The sequence below is a fragment of the Thermococcus sp. genome (genome assembly GCF_027052235.1).
Classification (GTDB): Archaea; Methanobacteriota_B; Thermococci; order Thermococcales; family Thermococcaceae; genus Thermococcus.
In genome coordinates this window covers 46,572-64,821 of record NZ_JALUFF010000057.1, presented here as the reverse complement: position 1 = coordinate 64,821, position 18,250 = coordinate 46,572, and the positions used below count along the sequence as shown (strand labels likewise).

At 55.7% G+C, this 18,250-nt stretch carries 18 protein-coding genes; 7 read left to right on the top strand and 11 right to left on the bottom strand.

All coding sequences use genetic code 11. The features are described 5' to 3' along the window. Window positions 1–13: 13 nt before the first annotated feature. Genes MVC73_RS06910 through eif1A form a run of 7 tightly spaced genes read right to left on the bottom strand, consistent with a single transcriptional unit; the run spans window position 14 to window position 6,344 of the window. Window positions 14–409 (bottom strand): DUF1699 family protein, encoded by a 396-nt coding sequence (locus MVC73_RS06910; RefSeq protein ID WP_297508771.1) that lies wholly within the window; start codon window positions 407–409, stop codon window positions 14–16. Between the two features lie 4 nt (window positions 410–413). Next, the gene (locus MVC73_RS06905) at window positions 414–1,661 is read right to left on the bottom strand and encodes a DUF530 family protein (RefSeq protein ID WP_297508768.1); all 1,248 of its coding nucleotides are present in this window, start codon (window positions 1,659–1,661) and stop codon (window positions 414–416) included. Then, window positions 1,658–2,815, bottom strand: coding sequence for a DNA topoisomerase IV subunit A (locus MVC73_RS06900; protein ID WP_297508766.1), 1,158 nt, complete (start codon window positions 2,813–2,815; stop codon window positions 1,658–1,660). Before MVC73_RS06900 ends, MVC73_RS06905 begins: the two co-directional genes overlap by 4 nt. Then, a complete protein-coding gene (top6B, locus tag MVC73_RS06895; RefSeq protein ID WP_297508882.1) occupies window positions 2,808–4,496 on the bottom strand; it encodes a DNA topoisomerase VI subunit B in 1,689 nt (562 codons plus the stop codon). The genes MVC73_RS06900 and top6B overlap by 8 nt, the downstream gene beginning before the upstream one ends. A 2-nt stretch (window positions 4,497–4,498) precedes the next feature. Then, complete coding sequence (locus MVC73_RS06890; RefSeq protein WP_297508764.1) at window positions 4,499–5,188, bottom strand: KH domain-containing protein; 690 nt, start codon at window positions 5,186–5,188, stop codon at window positions 4,499–4,501. Between the two features lie 4 nt (window positions 5,189–5,192). Further along, window positions 5,193–5,966 (bottom strand): serine protein kinase RIO, encoded by a 774-nt coding sequence (locus MVC73_RS06885; protein WP_297508761.1) that lies wholly within the window; start codon window positions 5,964–5,966, stop codon window positions 5,193–5,195. Between the two features lie 15 nt (window positions 5,967–5,981). Further along, entirely contained in the window at window positions 5,982–6,344 is a 363-nt protein-coding gene (gene eif1A / locus MVC73_RS06880; RefSeq protein ID WP_297508879.1) for a translation initiation factor eIF-1A, read from the bottom strand. Window positions 6,345–6,501: 157 nt separating this feature from the next. Between eif1A and MVC73_RS06875 the strand changes: the two genes are divergently transcribed. The 3 genes from MVC73_RS06875 to rnhB are packed head-to-tail and all read left to right on the top strand — an operon-like array spanning window position 6,502 to window position 8,779. Beyond that, the gene (locus MVC73_RS06875) at window positions 6,502–7,290 is read left to right on the top strand and encodes a metal ABC transporter ATP-binding protein (protein WP_297508876.1); all 789 of its coding nucleotides are present in this window, start codon (window positions 6,502–6,504) and stop codon (window positions 7,288–7,290) included. Beyond that, window positions 7,287–8,114: a metal ABC transporter permease gene (locus MVC73_RS06870; protein ID WP_297508758.1), complete on the top strand. Its 828-nt coding sequence runs from the start codon at window positions 7,287–7,289 to the stop codon at window positions 8,112–8,114. Before MVC73_RS06875 ends, MVC73_RS06870 begins: the two co-directional genes overlap by 4 nt. Next, entirely contained in the window at window positions 8,111–8,779 is a 669-nt protein-coding gene (gene rnhB / locus MVC73_RS06865; RefSeq protein ID WP_297508756.1) for a ribonuclease HII, read from the top strand. The genes MVC73_RS06870 and rnhB overlap by 4 nt, the downstream gene beginning before the upstream one ends. On the opposite strand, the gene MVC73_RS06860 is transcribed toward rnhB, so the two are convergent. Further along, complete coding sequence (locus tag MVC73_RS06860; protein WP_297508873.1) at window positions 8,757–10,157, bottom strand: dolichyl-phosphate-mannose--protein mannosyltransferase; 1,401 nt, start codon at window positions 10,155–10,157, stop codon at window positions 8,757–8,759. The genes rnhB and MVC73_RS06860 overlap by 23 nt on opposite strands. A 59-nt stretch (window positions 10,158–10,216) precedes the next feature. Between MVC73_RS06860 and MVC73_RS06855 the strand changes: the two genes are divergently transcribed. Beyond that, window positions 10,217–11,368: a methyltransferase domain-containing protein gene (locus tag MVC73_RS06855; RefSeq protein ID WP_297508753.1), complete on the top strand. Its 1,152-nt coding sequence runs from the start codon at window positions 10,217–10,219 to the stop codon at window positions 11,366–11,368. On the opposite strand, the gene MVC73_RS06850 is transcribed toward MVC73_RS06855, so the two are convergent. After that, a complete protein-coding gene (locus MVC73_RS06850) occupies window positions 11,363–11,551 on the bottom strand; it encodes a PCNA-inhibitor (protein ID WP_297508870.1) in 189 nt (62 codons plus the stop codon). The two genes, MVC73_RS06855 and MVC73_RS06850, sit on opposite strands and share 6 nt — an antisense overlap. 101 nt (window positions 11,552–11,652) lie before the next feature. On the opposite strand from MVC73_RS06850, the gene glmS reads away from it, so the two are divergent. Both glmS and MVC73_RS06840 read left to right on the top strand, forming a co-directional pair. After that, window positions 11,653–13,461, top strand: coding sequence for a glutamine--fructose-6-phosphate transaminase (isomerizing) (gene glmS / locus MVC73_RS06845; protein WP_297508751.1), 1,809 nt, complete (start codon window positions 11,653–11,655; stop codon window positions 13,459–13,461). 10 nt (window positions 13,462–13,471) lie between these two features. After that, window positions 13,472–16,405: an STT3 domain-containing protein gene (locus MVC73_RS06840; RefSeq protein ID WP_297508866.1), complete on the top strand. Its 2,934-nt coding sequence runs from the start codon at window positions 13,472–13,474 to the stop codon at window positions 16,403–16,405. Window positions 16,406–16,411: 6 nt separating this feature from the next. On the opposite strand, the gene MVC73_RS06835 is transcribed toward MVC73_RS06840, so the two are convergent. Then, complete coding sequence (locus tag MVC73_RS06835) at window positions 16,412–16,825, bottom strand: ParB/RepB/Spo0J family partition protein (RefSeq protein WP_297508748.1); 414 nt, start codon at window positions 16,823–16,825, stop codon at window positions 16,412–16,414. Between the two features lie 78 nt (window positions 16,826–16,903). Between MVC73_RS06835 and MVC73_RS06830 the strand changes: the two genes are divergently transcribed. Next, entirely contained in the window at window positions 16,904–17,596 is a 693-nt protein-coding gene (locus tag MVC73_RS06830; protein ID WP_297508745.1) for a hypothetical protein, read from the top strand. Here MVC73_RS06830 and MVC73_RS06825 read toward each other — a convergent pair. Beyond that, a complete protein-coding gene (locus MVC73_RS06825; protein WP_297508742.1) occupies window positions 17,553–18,233 on the bottom strand; it encodes an adenylate kinase in 681 nt (226 codons plus the stop codon). The genes MVC73_RS06830 and MVC73_RS06825 overlap by 44 nt on opposite strands. Between the last annotated feature and the right edge of the window lie 17 nt (window positions 18,234–18,250).

Genomic DNA, 18,250 nt, shown 5'->3' with positions numbered 1-18,250 from the left:
GAAGTTAATAACCTTATCTCCTGGCATCTTCCCTAACCAGATAGTAAACCGTTCTCAGAGGTATCCCGAGACGGGAGCTTATCTCCCTGGCCGGAACGCCCTTGCTGGCCAGCTCCCGAACGAGCCTCAGAGTTTCTTCGTCGTATTTCTTCGGCCTCCCCCTCGGCTTCTTCTCGGGGACGAGCTGGACGCCCAGCTGTTTGAGGGCCCCAATGACCTTTTTAGAGACCTTTGGATAGAGACTCGGCGGGCAGGAGATTTTCTCAACGTTGGGGGCGTTCTCAAGTATCTTGACGACGACCTCCTTAGTGGGCCTCAGGTTCACGTAAACCTCCCTCACCCTCTCATCCAGCCCCTCCAGCTTCCGGAGGAGCTCATCATAGGTTCTCGCGCTGACCTCGACACGCATCCTCTCACCCCTGAAGGAGGTCAAGGAAGCGCTTTGCCCTCTCGCTCTTGGGCATGAACTTATCGAACTTGTCCGTGCCGGGGAACAGAACCCTGTGAAGGCCGGAGATGACGAACTTCCTGATGGCTTCCCTGAGCTCATCCTCGTCTATGCCCAGTATCTCGGCGACCCTTTCTTCGTCGTAGTCGCTCATGCCGTAGAGCAGAACCCCGCCGAGAAGGTGGTTGGGTATGCCGCTTATGTCCTTCTTCCTCCCCACGAGCTCCCGCTCAAGCTCGCACTTCCTTATCAGGAACATACTACCAGTTCCCGTCCTGAATTTCTCCTCGTGCCTGAATGGAAGGTCGAGGATTGAGTAGTGGCAGTCAACGCAGGACTTTATCCCCGGGTAGAGGCTGAGGGTTTCCCTGTCCGCAGGTGAGGTGAGGAAGTAGTAGCGGAAGATGTCGAGGCCGAGCTTTTCGGCTCCTTTCTCTGGATCGAGGACGGCATACGCCAGAGCAAGGTTGTCAACGGTGTAGTGGTTGTTTATGAGGACACCCCGGGTTTTGACGAAGCTCAGGACGCGCCAGCGGAACCGCCTGCCGAAGCGCTTCCTCAGCTCCATCTCTATGTCCGCATCGGCCGGTATGTCCAGCCTCGCCTTCTTCAGCCTGTTGTTTTCAAAGTACTCGACCTCTATCCTCAAACTCCTCGTCCTGATGGTGCCCCTCTCCCTGAGCTTGCCCTTTATGAACTTGAAGGCCTCCCTGACGTTGACGCCTTCCCTCGCGAGCAGTCGGAGGACGTCCCCGGAGTAGGCCAGATGGGGGAGTATTTCAAGCCTGCCGAGGCGGAAGGGTCTTTCCTCCGCCCTGACCTTCCGGACGTTTTCCTTTCTGATTTCGTCCAGACTTATCTCCTTCTTCCCTAGAAAAAAGGAGTAGCTGGCGGAGAGGTGGGCGAGCGCTATCTTGTGGGCGGTAATTGCCGAGCGAAGCCTCTCAAGGGCGAGCGTCCTGTTGTGCTTCTTCCTGTATATCCACTGGAGGTGAGGGTCACGGCTCTTTTTGTCCACGAACCTGACCGAAGGAGCCGTGTCGCCGACGCGCCTCTCAAGCTCCTCCTCAAGCTCGCTGAGGAGGGAGAGGTTGGACTTTAGGTTAAGGGCCAGCTCTACCGGGTCAAACCTCTCAAAGTGCCTGCCGAGGTCTATCCCGATGTCATCGAGTATCTTGTTGACCTGCGCCACAAGCTCCTCGGTCGTCGTCATGGCAGCAGATCACCGCTGTTTATCTTTTCGGGCAGGTACTCCTTGGCCACGAACTCAAGGGACTTGTTTGCCAGAGCCTGCTGTTCAATCCTGACACCCCACTTGAGGGCCATCTTGAGCTGTCTCTGCCACTCCCTGTTCTGGAACCAGGGATACTCCATCTCCTCAAGGATTCTCTTGTAGTCACCGGTTGGGCCACCCTTCTTGTTGGGGGGTATGCCCTTCAGCTTCTCCGTGACGTTCTCAAGGCCGTAGCGCTTTATGTCGTCCATTGTCATGCCGACGAACTTTGCCTCGGGCGTTGCCAGCTTGTCGCTGAGGTAGGCGAGGTTGATTGAACCCTGCTTTATCGTGGAGTAGATGTACCAACCGTAGGGGTCGCCGTCTGTGAAGACTATGATTGGTAAGCCTTCCTCGTAGTGGAGCCTGTGGATTAACCTCCTGACGCCACGCGATGCCTGGCCCTGCGTCGCTATGATGAGGGCGTTCTCCCTCCTCGGGAACTTTTCCTCGATGAGACGGTCTGCCATAGCTGCTGTCTCCACGACTAGAGCGTAGTCAACGTTTATCTCCGGAAACTGGATGTGCTCAACCGTTCCCGGAACGGCCCATCCTCCCATTCCCAGCCTTGAGGCGTTGAACTCGTCTTCGCCATCCTTTATGACTATGTCCCCGTAGATGTAGCCACGCCTGTCGGCGGTGATGTGCATCTCCTCGCGCAGAACCCCGAGCATTCTCTCCAAGTCCTCTATGATGGGGTCGCTCTCGCGCTGGTCTTCGAAGGTGTTCTCCTTTGTTCCGGGGATGGTGTGCTTGTTGGCGTAGTAGGCTTCACGGAGGCTCGCGTGCTTGTTTTCAGCGACCAAACGCTTGACGTAGGCCATTATCAGGAGGGTCTGCATGAACTTTCTGGCGTGGGCCACGTTGAGGAAGTATCTCCTTGAGAGCTTGTCGCCCATCCTGATGAGTCTTGACTTCTCGTCGAAGTAGACGTTGTTTAGACCGCGCATCGGGATATCGAAGTAGGGGTTCTTCCCGGCCTTAATCTCCTCAAGGACTTTCCTCCCGTATTCTTCAAGCTTGCTGAGGACTTTCTTCGGGTCGTAGGAGAAGCGCTCCTTTGGCCTCTCGCGGTGGATTCTGCGCTTAGGCATTCTCGCTCACCTCCACCGGAGCCTCCTTGGATGCAAAATGGCCCTCGATAAACCTTAGGAAGTACTCCCTAATGGCCTCCTCGGGTTCGCCGGTTAGTATGCTCAGCGCCCTCGCTATCTCGGGCACGTACTTCTCGAAGGTCTTCCTCCTCTTAACTTGGTAGAGCTTCCTGTGCTTGCCACTGAGATAGGTCTGCAACCTTCTCGCCGCGTCCATTATGGCAAGGCGTATCTCGTTGTATATCTCCTCAACGCTCGCTATGCTCTGCTTTCCGGTTCCCGTGTAGGGAACGTGAACTGATACAACGTTTATCATGAGGACAAGGGGCGCCCTATCGAGGTCGTCTATCTTGTACCTCTTCCAGTCTATCGAGCGTGCCGCTTGAGTCGTCACACACGAGCCGGCATCGAAGAGGAGCGGAACCCTGTTGGCGTACCTGAGGAGTTCAAAGCCCGCCGGAATCTCACCGCCGTAGGCGAGGCCAACCTCGACCTGGAAGGGTATTCCGCCGGAGTAGACCTTCGGTGGCCTCGTGATTGCCGTAACGAACTCCGGCTTGAGGATTCCCCTAAGGCCTTTCTCGATGTTCTCCTCGCCTATCGGCCTCAAGCCGTGGGTTGGAGGGGCCAAAAACTTCATGTACTTGAAGGCCTCAACTATTTCTTCAGCCTCGTGCCAGGTGAGCTTCTCGGGTGGCTTCTCCATGAGCTTCGCAACCTGCTTGACGACCTTTGTATAGCCCCTGAAGGAGCGGAGGACGGCCTTTACCTCACCCTTAGCGAGCCTCTCGTAGAGCTGTTCCTGAACCTTCTTGTCCTTCTCGGTCTTTATCAGCCTCAGGGCAGCTATGTACTCGATTAGCTCATCTACCTTCTTGTCGCTTATGCGCGAGAACTCGCCTATCAGGAAGCGCCTCACCGTTTGACGCTTGGTCTTCTTCGCCATCCGGTAGACGTCGTCCGTGAGAACACCGCGCGGGTGGGGCTTCATCTCAACCGGTGGCTTGGGAACCTCGTCGCTCGACCGGGGGAACACCACGAGTCTGCCATCGGGTTCAATCAGCTCGATGTGGGCGTGGGGGTTGGCTATGGCTGTGAGCTTGAGGTACCAGTAGACGCCCTGCTTCGAGCGCATGTACTTAACGTTCTTGACCTCAAGCTCTATCCTCGTCCCGTGCCACTTCTCGGGGTTTGGATGCTTTTCCTTCTTTACGATTTTACCCTCGTTCTTGTCAACGTCGATTTTAACCCACGCCTCGATTACATCATCCCCCGTCGAGGTTATGACGCGCGTTGCCTTTCCGCTCGTTATCTGGGCGAACATGACTGCGCCACTTATACCAATACCCTGCTGACCGCGACTCTGTATGTTCCTGTGGGCCTTGGTTCCCGCGAGCATCTTCCCGAAGACGTGGGTTATGTACTTCTCGGGAATTCCCGGTCCGTTGTCCTCCACCACGACCTTGTAGTGCTCCCTTCCAAGTTCCTCAATCTCGACCCTTATGTAGGGCGGAATCCCAGCCTCCTCGCATGCATCGAGGGAGTTGGTCACCGCCTCATGGACGAGCGTTGTGAGAGAGCGGACCTTGCCGGTGTAGCCAAGCATTGCCGCGTTTCGCCTGAAGAACTCGCTGACGCTCTGGATTTTGAACTCCTTAAAGAGTTGACTCGCCTCTGCCATCTTCATTCCTCCTCAAAATCCCTTTCAAGTGCCTCGTAATAGGCCGAGCTTTCCAGTTCGAGGTCCTTCTTCCTCCTCTCAAGGTACTTGTAAACGACACCGTGGGGAGAACCCTTAGCGAGCTTTTCTATTGCCGTCTTTGCAACTTCCACCTGAATCGGGTTTCCTATTATCGCAACGGTCTTACCGTAAACGCTTACATCGGCCCCGCTCATCTCCTCGATTATCTCCCTTGTCCTGCCCTTCCTGCCGATTATCCTGCCCCTGACCCTGGGCAGGGCGTTCTTGTCGTTCCCGATTATGATGTCGGGGAGGTTTATGACCTCAAGGGTCTCCCCCTCGTTGAAGAGCCTGAAGGCCCTCTCCGGGGAGAAGCCCCTTCCAATGGCTAGAACCACATCCCTCGCCTTCCACACCGCCAGGGGGTCTTTGGTTTCCTTTGTCGAGGTTATGAAGACCTCCCCCGTCTCGCTGTCAACCTCTATCCTCGTCCCGGTTCTCCTCTCGATTTCCTTCTTCGTCTGCCCCTTCTTCCCGATGAGGACGGCTATCCTTTCCTTAGGAATCCTAACGAACTCCTCCTGCTCTCCCTCGGCGAAGTAGCTTATTTCTTCCCCTTTCTCTTCTTCAACCACCCTTCCATCCTTGTCAATCCTTTCATACTTCTTGAGGAGTCTCTCAAACTCGTCCATTCTCTCACCCCAACAGCTCGCGGAGCTTTTCATCGTAATCGTCAACGTCAACTCCTTTTCTCGCGAAGTAGCTTATAACGTTCCTCAAGTCTCTCTTAAGGAGCTCCACGCTCATCCTGTTCCTCTTAACCGTTGCCTGAGACCAGTCGATTATCACCGGTGAATCCCAGAGGAGGACGTTGTACTCGCTCAGGTCACCGTGCACCATGTCACCGCGCTTCCAGAGCCTCTCTATGGTTCCGATGAGGTAGGAGTAGAGCTCCTCGAAGTCCTCCTTTGAGAGGGACTTCTCGATGTCCTTAAGCCTCGGAGCGGGGCTCTCGTCCCCTATGAACTCCATCACCAGCACGTTGTTCCGGAAGGCTATGGGTTCTGGAGCGCGAACCGCGTACTTGATGGCCCGCTGGAGGTTCTTGAACTCCCTCCTTGTCCACTGGAAGACGAGCTTCCTCATGTCCTTCGGGAGGTAGCCGATGCGCGGGTCAGCAGCCAGGTACTCCCATATCCTCCTGAACTCCGTCGTGTAAGTCCTGTATATCTTCACGGCGACCCTTCTGCCCTCGCCATCGATTCCGGCGAAGACGTTGGCCTCTTTGCCAGTGCTTATGACGCCGTAGAGTTCCTCGATTTTCCCGCGCCTGTGGAGATAAGCAAGGGTCTCCTTCGTAGTTCTGTCAAAGACCTCGTTGGCTATCTTGTAGAGCTCGCTGTCCTTCTCCCGCCTCTCCCTGAGGCCAAGGACTTCCTCGATTTCCCTCTCAATGAGCTCTTCTCTCATGAACCATCACTCGGTTCAGAGCAAAAGCTCCCCGCCTGTGAGGAAGTCCTGGGTTATCTTGCCCTTCCTGAGGAGCCAGTCCACCTGGGTTCTGGTATAGCGATAGACTATGTCGCCCCTCTCGTCCGTCTGAACGGGCCAGGGCTGGACTATGACGACGTCTCCAACGCGCATCCACATCCTTCTCCTCAGCTTGCCGGGAATTCTGCATCTCCTCACCTTGCCGTCCTCACAGCGGACGTCCATCCATCCCGCTCCAAGGGCCTGCTCTATAACCCCGAAGAGCTGTCCCTTACTCCTGTCCGGGAGGGGAACGCGGATTACCTCATCCCCTTCAACGTGCCTGTCCTTTTTCTTTCCGTTCTTGCGGTACGCCATGAGCATCACCTCCCTCCGCTCTCATTTACCCCTTATAAGCTTACCCCCGCAAAAATTCTTCACTTTGAGTTCTGGCAAGATTTTAAAAATTTTTTGCAAAAAGGACCGGACATCAAAGCTTAAAAGGTCGCCCCGTGAAAGGAGCTTGGTTGGTGAGATGGAGGCGGTAAAGGCCGAGAACCTGACGATATCCTACAGCGGAAAGCCAGCGCTCAGCGACGTTACGTTCACGCTGGAGGAGGGGAAAACGCTACTCCTGCTCGGGCCGAACGGTGCCGGAAAGACGACATTGCTCAAGACGATAGCGTGCTTTCACAGGGAATACACGGGAAAGCTTGAGGTCTTCGGGCGGGAACCCTGCAATGCGAGGGAGCTGATAGGCTACGTGCCCCAGAGCCATGCCCTCAACGAGCGCGTCCCCCTCACGGCCCTCGAAGTTGTCGCCATGGGCGGGATTTACAGGAGAGGTTTCGTCCATTTCAAAATACCCCCCGAGGTTATAGATAGGGCCAGAAAGGCCCTGAACTTCGTCGGGCTTGGCAGTGTAGAGAACAAGCTGTTCAGGGAGCTGAGTGGGGGCCAGAAGCAGAGGGTTCTCCTCGCGAGGGCCCTGATGAGCGACCCGAAGCTCCTCCTTTTAGATGAGCCCCTCTCGGCTCTCGACCCCAGTGCCAGGGCAGAGGTCGCGAACGTTCTGGACAAGATAAAGAGGATGAAAAGCGTGACGATGATAATAACCACCCACGACATAAACCCGCTCCTTGAGATTGGAGACCTTGTTATGCTCATAAACAGGAGGCTGATAGCCTTCGGAAGGCCCGAGGCGGTTCTCACCGATGAGGTCGTGAAGTCCGTCTACGGCCCCATGGCCAGGGTAATACCCATGGGCGGGAAGATTTACTGCATAACCGGGGACTTCCACGTCCACAGGGGTGGGCACCTATGATTCCCGAGTTCATCCTGAGGGCCCTCCTCGCGAGCGTTATGGTGAGCGTCCTGCTCGGCTTTCTGAGTCCCCTCATAAACACCAAGGGGCTGGCCTTCTTAACGCACGCCCTCTTTCACGCGCTCCTTTTCGGGGCAGTACTCGGAATGATACTCGCGCTCCTGCTGAACAGCTATTCCCTCGTTCTTCTGGTCGCATTGGCCGTGACGATAGCTGTCGTCCTCACCATAGCGGAGCTGGAGAAGATAGGCTTTACCCCGGATTCTGCCGTGGGAATAACGGCAAGCTTCGTTGCGGGGTTGACTGTTCTCGGCTTCGGAGTACTCTACAAGGTGATGGCAACGAGACCCTACTTCCCCCTGACAGAGAACATAGTCTCTTACCTCACCGGAGACATATTCCTCATCTCCCTCGATGACCTAGTTCTTTTGGTGGCCGGAGGGACTGCGATATTCTTCACCCTCCTCTTCCTTTACAGGGACTTCCTCTACCTGAGCTTCGATCCCGAAGGAGTTGAGAGCTACGGGGGCAACGCGAGGGCCTACCTCATGGTTCTCTACGTTCTCGTTGGTGCCATAGGCGCGCTTATAGTCCAGACCGTTGGGCTGATAACCCTTCAGGTTGTGGCGGTTCTTCCCGGGGCGATAGCACTGATGGTAAGCAACGACCTGAGGAAGGTTCTCGCGGTGAGCCTCTTCACGACCCTCACCGTCCAGCTGTCCTCGGTTGTTCTGGCCTACTACACCGCAATCCCGCCGAGCGGTATAGCCACCGTAATCCTCGGCGCAATCTACGGTCTCCTTCTGGCGAGGTGGAGGTCATGAAGGTGGCAGGAATAGACGAGGCCGGAAGGGGGCCTGTGATAGGGCCGATGGTCATAGCGACGGCCGTTTTCGACGAGTCAAAGCTCCCCGAGCTGAAGGCCCTTGGGGTGAGGGACTCCAAAAGGCTGAGCCCGAAGAGGAGGGAGAAGCTCTTCGAGGAGATAGTGAAACTCGCAGATGACTACGTCATCCTGATCCTTTCCCCGGAGGAGATAGACTCCCGCGGGGAGACCCTGAACGAGCTGGAAGTTGAGAAGTTCAGCGAGGCCCTGAATGCGCTTAAGGTCAAGCCCGATGTCGTTTACATAGACTCGGCGGACGTCGAGGAGGCCCGCTTCGGTGAGAGGATAAAGGATAGGCTCGGCTTCGACGTGAAGGTTGTGGCGGAGCATAAAGCGGACGACAAGTTTCTGCCAGTTTCGGCCGCCTCAATCCTCGCCAAGGTGACCCGCGACAGGGCCATAGAGGAGCTGAAAAAGGGGTACGGTGAAATCGGCTCAGGTTATCCGAGCGACCCGAGGACGAGGGCTTTTCTCGAAAGCTATTACAAGCAACATGGCGAGTTTCCCCCGATAGTCAGGAGAAGCTGGAAGACGCTGAGGAAGATAGAGGAGAAACTGAAAAAAGAGCGAAGGGGACAGCTCACCCTTGAGGCCTTTCTCTAGCGGGCCTGAACCTTTTCAGGAGGGCAAGGACTCTTCCAAACACTTCCCTGTAAAAGCCCAGTGACTCCCTGAATGCCTCCCAGCGAAGGAGCTCGTTCAGCGAAACGCCCATGACGACCGTTGCCGGAGGAACTAATGCCGTCGCGTAGAAGCTGAACTGCGTCTTTCCCCCGAGGGCATACTGGAGGGCAAAGAAACCTATAGTGCTCCAGAAGACCAAGAAGGGTTCGAGTACCTTGGGCTTTCTCCTGTAGAGCCAGGGCATCGCCAGGATGAAGACGACCATCGAAAGCATTAGAACCGGGTCCGTCGAGGCTCTCACGTCCGGCCCGTAGTGGAAGTAGAAGGGCCTGTAGTTGACGAACCACTCCCAGAATGGAGATGTATGCGGATTCGGACCCTTGTAACTCAGGTGCCACTTAAAGCTCCCGAGGAACTGTCTCAGCCATGGCTCAAATCCAATCGCCTTTATTATCGTGAGCTCGGGGATTAGAAAGGCCAGAGCCGGGATTACCGCGACCGCAGACATAAACCTTACAAAGGAGTTTTCCCTCTTGAGCGCCTTCCAGAGGAGAACCGGCCACCCAAAGCCTCCGCTGAGCTTGACTGCTGAGGCAAGGCCGAGAAAAGTAGCCGAGGTAAACTCCATCTCATAGGCTAGGGCCAGGACGAAGAGGCCGACGAAGAAGGCCACGTGGATGTCGAGCATGGCGGCAACTGACGTTGCCTGCAAGGTCGGGTCGGCTGTAACGAAGGCGAGGGCAATCAGCGAGGCGATGTAACTCCGGCTGATTTTATAGGTTGCAAGGACAACGACAAGCTCTATCAGCGCGAACTCGATTATTCCCGGGAGGCGCCATTTTATCGGCTCGTCGCCGAGGGTGGCCATCGAGAGCATTATGATGTCCTTCCCGAGGAAGGGATGCTCCGTGTTCAGATATTTCTGAATGCCGTCCTTGTCGGGGTATTCATAACCGGGGACGACGTAGTAACTTCCATTGGGCAAATCCACCGCAAGCTCCCCGAGGAACCTCCGGTAATGCTCCTTTGGAACCTCGTAGTAAACACCCGGAAGGTTGTTGTACTCCCTTCTGAAGGTCACCCCGTTTATCGCCGCTATCCCGTCGGCTGTGCTCAGGTAGAGCATCTTGGCCGTTGCGTTGCTGAATATCACGTTGACCCCGTAGCTCCCGTTGAACTCGTAGGTGACGTTCACCCCGAGCAGGTGAAGGACGTTCCTGCTGGCCGGGACGTACCAGACCTCGTCTCCTATGTAGCCGTTAAGCGCGGGCTGAGAAGCGAAGTTGTACTCGTAGAGGAACGTTCCCGCCATCGTTGCCATCACGATTACCCAGAAGACGACGAACTTCCATTTCATTCCCCGCACCGCTTGGAGTTTCCAACAAACGTTTTTAAGCCTCTCCCTTAGCTAAGAACATGCTCGAAGGGGTCACGGAAGAGAGGGTAAAAGAGGCCATCGAAATGATAAAGCGGGGCCTTGACGAGAGGAAGCTCCGCGCGAGGTTTGGAAAAAAGTGGGAGCTCATAGCGGAGATAGCGAGGGCGAGGATAAGGGCGAAGGACAAGTTCTCCAGGAACGACCTCTGGATGGACTTAGAAGGGCTCCGCTATGCGACCCACGAGGTTGTGGCCAGATACAGAGCAGAAAGGCTGAGGGAGATTGGAATCAGGAGCATTGCCGACGTCTCCTGTGGAATAGGAATACAGCTCATCTTCTATGCGATGAAGGTCGAGAGGGCCTATGGAATCGACATAGACCCTTTAAAAATTGAGTTCGCAAAGCGGAACGCCGAGGAATACGGCGTGAAAAACATCGAGTTCATAAACGCCGACTCCCTCGCGCCTGAGACCGTCGAAAGGGTCGATGCCGAGGTAATCTTCTCTGACCCAGCCCGTCCCCCCGAGATGCCGGAGAGAAGACTTGAAGACCTGCTCCCGAGCCCGTTGAAGGTTTACGAGGCGTACTCAAAGAAAACCGATGCCTTCATATTCGACCTGCCTCCCCAGATCAGGCGGGAGAGGGTTCCATGGAAGGGCGAGTTCGAGTACATAGACCTCTTCGGGGCCTTGAACAGGCTCACCTTCTACACAGAACCACTCGCAAAGGCCGAGAGGAGTGCGGTAATCCTTCCAGCGAGGGTCAGGCTTGAGAGCAATCCCAATCTGGAAAACATCGTCGAGTGGGCCGAGAAACCCGGCGAATACCTCTACGAGATACCTCAAAGCATAGACTACGCCGATTTGATAAACGAGCTCTTCCACATCCTTCCAGTGGATGCCAAAATGCTCCTGCGCGAGAAGAGGAGGGTTTTAGCGACCGGAGACGGGGAGATAAAAAGCCCTTACCTAAAGAGAACCTACCGCGTTGTTGGCGTTCTCCCCTTCCATCCCCTCAGGATAAACGACTTCCTGAGAAAGGAGGGCTTTGGGAGGGCAACCCTCAAGGTGAGCGTCCCCCAGAACGAGTACTGGAGGCTGAGGAAGAGGATTGAGGCCGGTCTCAGGGGCGAGAGGAGGGCCTTCGTCTTCAGGGCTGGAGAGAAAGCGGTAATAGCGGAGGCCCTATAATTCCTCAACTCTGGAGTTCCTTATTCTCTTCGAGCCAATGCGGAGCTGCCTGAAGTACTCAACGTGCTCCTCCGGAAGGAACGCGTCCAAGCTCGTCTCCCTGAGGCGCTTCTTTTTCTTGACCTTCCTCTCGTTCTTCCTTGGCTTTCCCGCCCCAATGAAGTCGTCGAGCCTCATAGCCAACACCCACTCATGATGGAACGAAGCGTATAAAGACTTTGCCCCTCAGGAAAGCTTTTAACTCCGTGCGTTTATCCGGGAAAAGAGTAAGGAAGGTGAGTGGCATGTGCGGTATCATCGGTTACATAGGTGACAGGCCCGCGGCGGAAGTTATAATTAAGGGCCTGAAGAGGCTTGAGTACAGAGGATATGACTCGGTTGGAATTGTAACGGAGGAAAACGGCATCCTCCACATACTCAAGGGAGCCGGAAAGATAGACGAGGTCGTTGAGAGGCTTGCGCTTCACAGGATGCCCGGAAAGCGCGGCGTCGGCCACACCCGCTGGGCCACCCACGGTGTTCCGAACGATATAAACGCCCACCCCCAGAGGGACTGCACCGGAAAGCTGGCCCTCGTTCACAACGGCATCATCGAGAACTTCTCCGAGCTCAAGGAGGAACTGATAAAGAAGGGACACTCCTTCGAGAGCGACACCGATACCGAGGTGATAGCCCACCTCATAGAGGAGGAACTGAAATCCGGGGAAAGCTTTGAGAAAGCCCTGCGGAAGGCGCTTTTAAAGCTGAAGGGCTCCTTCGCGCTCGGGATAATATACACTGAAGAACCCGACAGGCTTTACTTCGTGAGGAACGAGAGTCCTCTAGTCCTCGGCATAGGTAACGGGGAGATGTTCGCCGCGAGCGACGTTCCGGCATTCCTCGAATACACCAACAGGGTCGTTTTCCTCGACGATATGGAGTACGCGGTCGTCACAAAGGATTCTTGGATCGTTAAGAATCTCATCACCGGAGAACCTGTGAAAAAAGAAGTCAGGGAGATAAGCTGGACCCTTGAGATGGCCGAGAAAGCTGGCTTCCCGCACTTCATGCTCAAAGAGATATTCGAGCAACCGAGGGCACTGAGGGATGCCATACACGGGAACGTCGAGGCCGTAAAGCTTGTTGCCAGAGAGATAGCGAACTACGACAAGGTCTACTTCGTTGCCATGGGGACTTCCTACCACGCGGCTCTGGCCGGGAAGTACCTCTTCCAGCGCCTCGCCAAGAAGGTTCCCGTCGTGGAGGAGGCCAGCGAGTTCCGCTACGAGTTCGAGGAGCTCGTTGACGAAAGAACTCTCCTCATAGCGATAACCCAGAGCGGTGAAACCGCGGATACGCTCGCGGCGATGAAGCTCGCGAAGAGAAAGGGGGCGAAGGTTCTGGCAATAGTCAACGTGGTTGGCAGTATGGCCACGAGGATAGCTGACCTGACCCTCTACACCCACGCCGGGCCTGAAATTGGAGTGGCAGCTACCAAAACCTACACGACCCAGCTGGCCGTTCTGACGATGCTCGCCATAGAACTCGCCCGCATCCTCGGGACGGCTGACGAGGATTACCTCAAGAAACTTGAAAGTGAGCTCAGGGGGGTACCCGATAGAGTTGAGGAGGTACTGGGCCTCAGCGATTCCCTCAGGGAGCTCGCCGAGAACCTGAAGGACAGAAGGGACTTCTTCTACATAGGGAGGAGCATAGGCCTTCCAACGGCCCTTGAGGGGGCTCTGAAGCTCAAGGAGATAAGCTACATCCACGCCGAGGGCCTCAGCGCGGGTGAGCTGAAGCACGGGCCTCTTGCACTCATCGAGGAGAACGTCCCCGTCGTCGCGATAGCCCCGAGCGGGAAGACCCTCGACAAGACCATGAGCAACATCGAGGAGGCGAGGGCTAGGGGGGCCTTCGTGGTTTCCCTCGGCGACTCTGAGAAGCTCAGGAAGGTCTCCGATGTCTTCATCGAGATGCCGAAGCTGGACGAGCTGCTGAGTCCAATCCCGTACATAGTTCCCCTCCAGCTCCTCGCATATCATCTCGCGGTTTTGAGGGGCAACGACCCCGACAAGCCGAGAAACCTTGCCAAGTCCGTTACCGTTGAATGAGGTGGTGCCCATGAAAACGGATGTCAAGAAGAAAAGGAAGAAAAAGAAGGGGCCGGGCCTTTCGAAGGCCTACGTCTACGCCCGCGACTACGGCCTGCCCCTTGTGGCACTCATATTCGCCTACATAGGCTTCAAAATAAGGAACGTAACCTCCGCCTACAGGACGTTCCTCGATCCGGATACTTTCTTCCACTTCGAGATGTACAGGCAGGCGATAAGCCAGTGGGTTCCGAAGTATTACGCCTACGCCTACCCTCCGAGTGGCATAAAGGCCGAGGGCTACCTTGGTCTTTACACTATGCAGGCCCTCTTCTACAAAGTCACCCACGCGCTCTTCGGCACCGATGTCCTAGGGGCCTTCAAGCTCTGGCCTCCCTTCGTCGGTGCGATGATAGTCATAGCAGTCTATCTGATAGGCTGGAAGCTCCACTCCAACTGGGCCGGCTTCTGGGGGGCGGCAATGATAATGTTCTCGACCTCCAACATAACGAAGACCTACTCGGGGAACAACCGTGGTGAAGGGCCCTTCATGATGTTCTTCCTCTTCGCGGTGTTCTTCCTCCTCGTTTACCTCGACGAGAAGAGGTGGAACTGGAAGAAGATAGCCGGTGCTATACTGTTCCTCCTCCTCAGTCCAATCTACATGGGCGTCTGGAACGGTAGCCAGCTCGGCGTCATGGTGCTCCTAACCCTTGGAGGCCTCTACGCGATAGGAGTCTTCATAGCGGGCAGGATAGGCCAGCTTGAGAGGTTCACGAAGGAGTATCTCTCCATTCTAGGAGTTTCGATACTCCTAGGACTGGCCGTGAGCAGAACCGGGTTCGTGGGAATCGGAAAATTCCTCGTCTTCGCCTTTGAAGCTTATCTGGCGCTCCTTGTCCTCGTTGCAATAATGCTCTACGGCAGGAAGCTCGGCCTGAACTACTCGGACAAGCTCCACAGGCTCGGAGCCGTAACCGCTGTCCTCGTCATCGGCTTTCTGGCGTTCTACGGCTACTTCGGCAGGGACCTCTTCAGGTTCCTCGGTCAGGCAACCCAGTCCACTCCACTCTACCAGACGGTCGCTGAGCTTGCAAAAACCAAGTGGAGTCAGATTGCGCCTTACTTCAGCGTCAAGGCCAGCGACGGGCTTGTCTTCTTCATGGCCCTTGCCGGTTTCTTCCTCGTTCTTCTCAAGGTGACGAAGAAGCTCAAGAGCGGTGCCTACGACTGGTACAAGGAGACCTTCATAATCGTCTACTACCTCGCGACCGTTTACCTGCTCCTCAACGCCATCCGTTTCTCCTTCCAGGCCTCGGGACCTGTGGCGATACTGGCCGGAATACTCATCGGAGAGGCCTTCGTCCTCGTCGAGGGCATGAAGGAGAGCGCCGGAACAAAGGCCCTCTATGCAATCTTCCTCATACTCCTCTTCATCCCAATGCCCTACGTCGGGGCAAGCTACGCGATGACGCAGCAGAAAAACTCAATGGCCTACTACCGCTTCATAAACCCCAAGATGCCCGGTAGCGTCCCCGAGAGCTGGACGGACGCACTCTTCTGGATAGCGAACCACAGCGGGCCCTACGATACCGTGATGAGCTGGTGGGACTACGGCTACTGGGAGGAGTCCAGTTTGCTGAGCCACAGAAGGGCGGTAAGCGACGGTGGCCACGCCTACGACAGGAGGTACATAATAGCCCGCTTCTTCTCCGGAACCAACGAGAAGGCGGAAGTTGACCTTGAGGCGTGGGAAGACAGATATGTAATCACCTTCCTCGACCCCTTCGACAGGCAGAGCGACTTCGGGAAGTTCGGGGCCATAGCCTACCTCGGCGGTGCGATAAACTACGGCGAGTACAGGAGCAACGCCATGTTCGGCTACGTCCAGAGCGACCAGATGGCGGTTAAGAACGACACCGTTCTGGTCAAGTTTGGAAACGCCGTCTACGAGCCATACCTGACCATAGACCTGACAAAGGGCAAGATATACCACGGAAAGCGCGGGGTCATCCCCTACGTCCTCTACATAACCCCCTACGGTGGCATACTGGCCTACAACAAAATCGCCTTCAGCGACTACGTCAGGCTCGCACTGGCCCTCCCCTTCTCGCTCAACCAGTGGGATGCCCAGAAGCTCTTCGCCAACTTCAAGCTGGTTTATACAGCCTACAACGGCTACCTTGAGAGAAACTACGGGGCCAAAGTGCCGAGCGTCAGGGTTTACGAGTTCAGGCCCTTCGGAGTTTACCGGATAGACGTGCTGGAGAATAAGACGTGGGTCTCGATATACAGCACCCTCTCCGGCGGGAAACTGCCCGTTGGAGAGCACGAGTTCCGCCTCTGGATTTCAGCGTTCGGCAGGGACGTAAAGGACGGAAAGCTTGTCTTCGAGGCCTACAACGGCACCAAGCTGGTCGAGAGAAAGGTCGTTGTCGAAAACCTCAACCTGAACCACCTCAACGAGACGCCGGTGACCTTTAAGCTCAACGTCCCCAACGCCACCAAGTACCGCCTCGTCCTCATCCAGCAGGGCCCGGTCGGGGTCACCAACGGCCCGGTCTATGTGAACGGAAAGATGGTGAGGCCCAACGAGGTTCTGAAGCCCGGGGAGAGCGGAACGATAAAGCTGACCGAGGCCTTTGACAGGGCCTACGAGAACGTCCAGTTCGCCCTTAGGGGGGTGCTCTACTACTACGTTGCACCAAACGGCACGGACATCTACAAGAAGAGCTTCTACCTCGAACCGCACATGGAAATCGTCGGCTACGTCCCCGTGAAAACGCTCTCGGTTAAGAAGGGCGACAACGTGGTTGAAGGGAAGGCCACCCTCCCGGCGGACTTCTTCGACAAGTACATAGAGAAGCTCTACAAGAAGTACGGCAAGGACAAGGTAGTGATAGTGAGCAAGAGGGTCGAGCCTGTGTTCCTGACGGAAAAGGCCTACGTAATCTGGGAGGGCTGAGCCCTCCTAATCCCTGACTATTTTTACGTCCGCCAAGCTTTTAAGCCCGCTCTTCTCGGCAGTTTTAACTACCCCCGGAACAAAAGGCTTCTTTGGCCTCAGTATGACTGCCTCGACTTCCTTAAAGCCGAGCTTCCAGAGGGCAAAGGCCCTGTGGTGGCCGTCTATGATGTAGTACCTTCCCCCGTAGGGGATGACTGTTATGGGAGCGTCGTAGCCGTGCTTTATCTCCTGGAGAACCACGAGGAGCTTGGCCTCGTTGAGCTGGGCCTGAGTTGGGACGAGGGAACCGAGGGGGACGAACTTCCTCTCAAGCTTGAACTCAATACCGTAGAGTGCCCGGTACTCCCGGGCTATTTTCTCGGCCCTCCTCAGGGCTTCCTCACGAGTTATGAGCCTCGGAGCGCTCAAGTCTCTCACCCGCGGTGGAGAAATATGAGGATAGATTGAATTTCAAGGGAAACCCTTAAAGAGATTTGCACCAAAGTATACTAGGGAGTGGAAGGGTTGCTCGAAGTTGACCCCCCTGATTACTATCCCATCATCGACAAGCTTTTCGCCGACAAGCTCCAGAGGGCCCTCGACACGTTTGGGGCAGTCGTTGAGGACATGAAGGTTCGCGTCGTCCCGAAAGGGCGGGAACTCAACCTGTTCTTCTACGTTGAGGCCTCCCACGGGAGCTTTCAGGCCTACGACATAGAAGGGATAATCCAGGGGATTCTCGAAAAGCTCTGCGGTGAGGCAACCTCTTCCTTTGGGAGTTTCTACGGTGTTTCTTTCCATATAGCGGGCATGGAAGTGAAGGAAGTCCCGAAGGGAAGCGGCAGGAGGGGCAGCATCTCCCTGACGGTCAACGGTCCACAGGAAGTAAAGCCCGCCCTAGCTCGCGTCGGGAAGGGAATTGGCATAAAGCTGAGGGAGTGGGGTTACCGTGTGAGGGCTCTGGATCTGAAGATGGAGGGAGATGCCGTCAGGCTTACCATCACCATGGAGCAGAAGCTCGACAGGGCCACGAGAATAAGCCTCTCAGACAGGCTCAGTGAGAGGGCTGAGGCTTACCTCAGGAGCCTTCTCGGCGTTAGATACCCTGTCGCGGTGGAGATAGTTGGGAAGGAAAAAGAGGATGACCTCTCCCAGAGGGAAGACGTCAGGGAACTGATGAACCGCCTGAGAAACGGCCCCTCCCGCTGATGTAGTCGAGGAGGGGACGTATTCTCTTCCAGACCTCCTCAATACTTCCCTCGCCATCAACCCTCACGTATATTCCCCTTGACCTGTAGAACTTTATAATCGGCCCCATGTTCTTGATGTACGTTCGGTACCTCCGCCTTGCGACCTCGGGCATGTCATCCTCACGCCTTACGAGTCTTGAGCCACAGACATCACAAATCCCCGGAACCTTGGGGGGATTGTAGCGGACGTGGTAAACTGCACCGCAGTTGGGGCATATGAGCCTCCCGCTTATCCTCTCGACGCTCTCCTCCTCGCTTATGAAAATCTCAAGTGCTAGGTCGAGCTTTATGCCGTGGTCGTAGAGGTAGTTCTCGAAGGCTATCACCTGTCCCGGAGTTCTTGGGTAACCGTCGAGGATAAAGTTGTCCCTCTGCCGTCTGAGCCTCGATATGACGAGTGCGTTCACTATCGTGTCGGGTATCAGCTGTCCGTTGGCCAGATACCTCTCCATCTCCCTCCCAAGTTCACTCCCCCGCCTTATCTCCTCCCTGATTATATCGCCGGAGGAGATGTAGGTCAGGCCGTAGCGCTCGACTATCCTGCGGGAATGCGTTGACTTACCGCTCCCTGGGGGTCCGAATATAAGTATGTTCACCAGCAACCACCATTAAG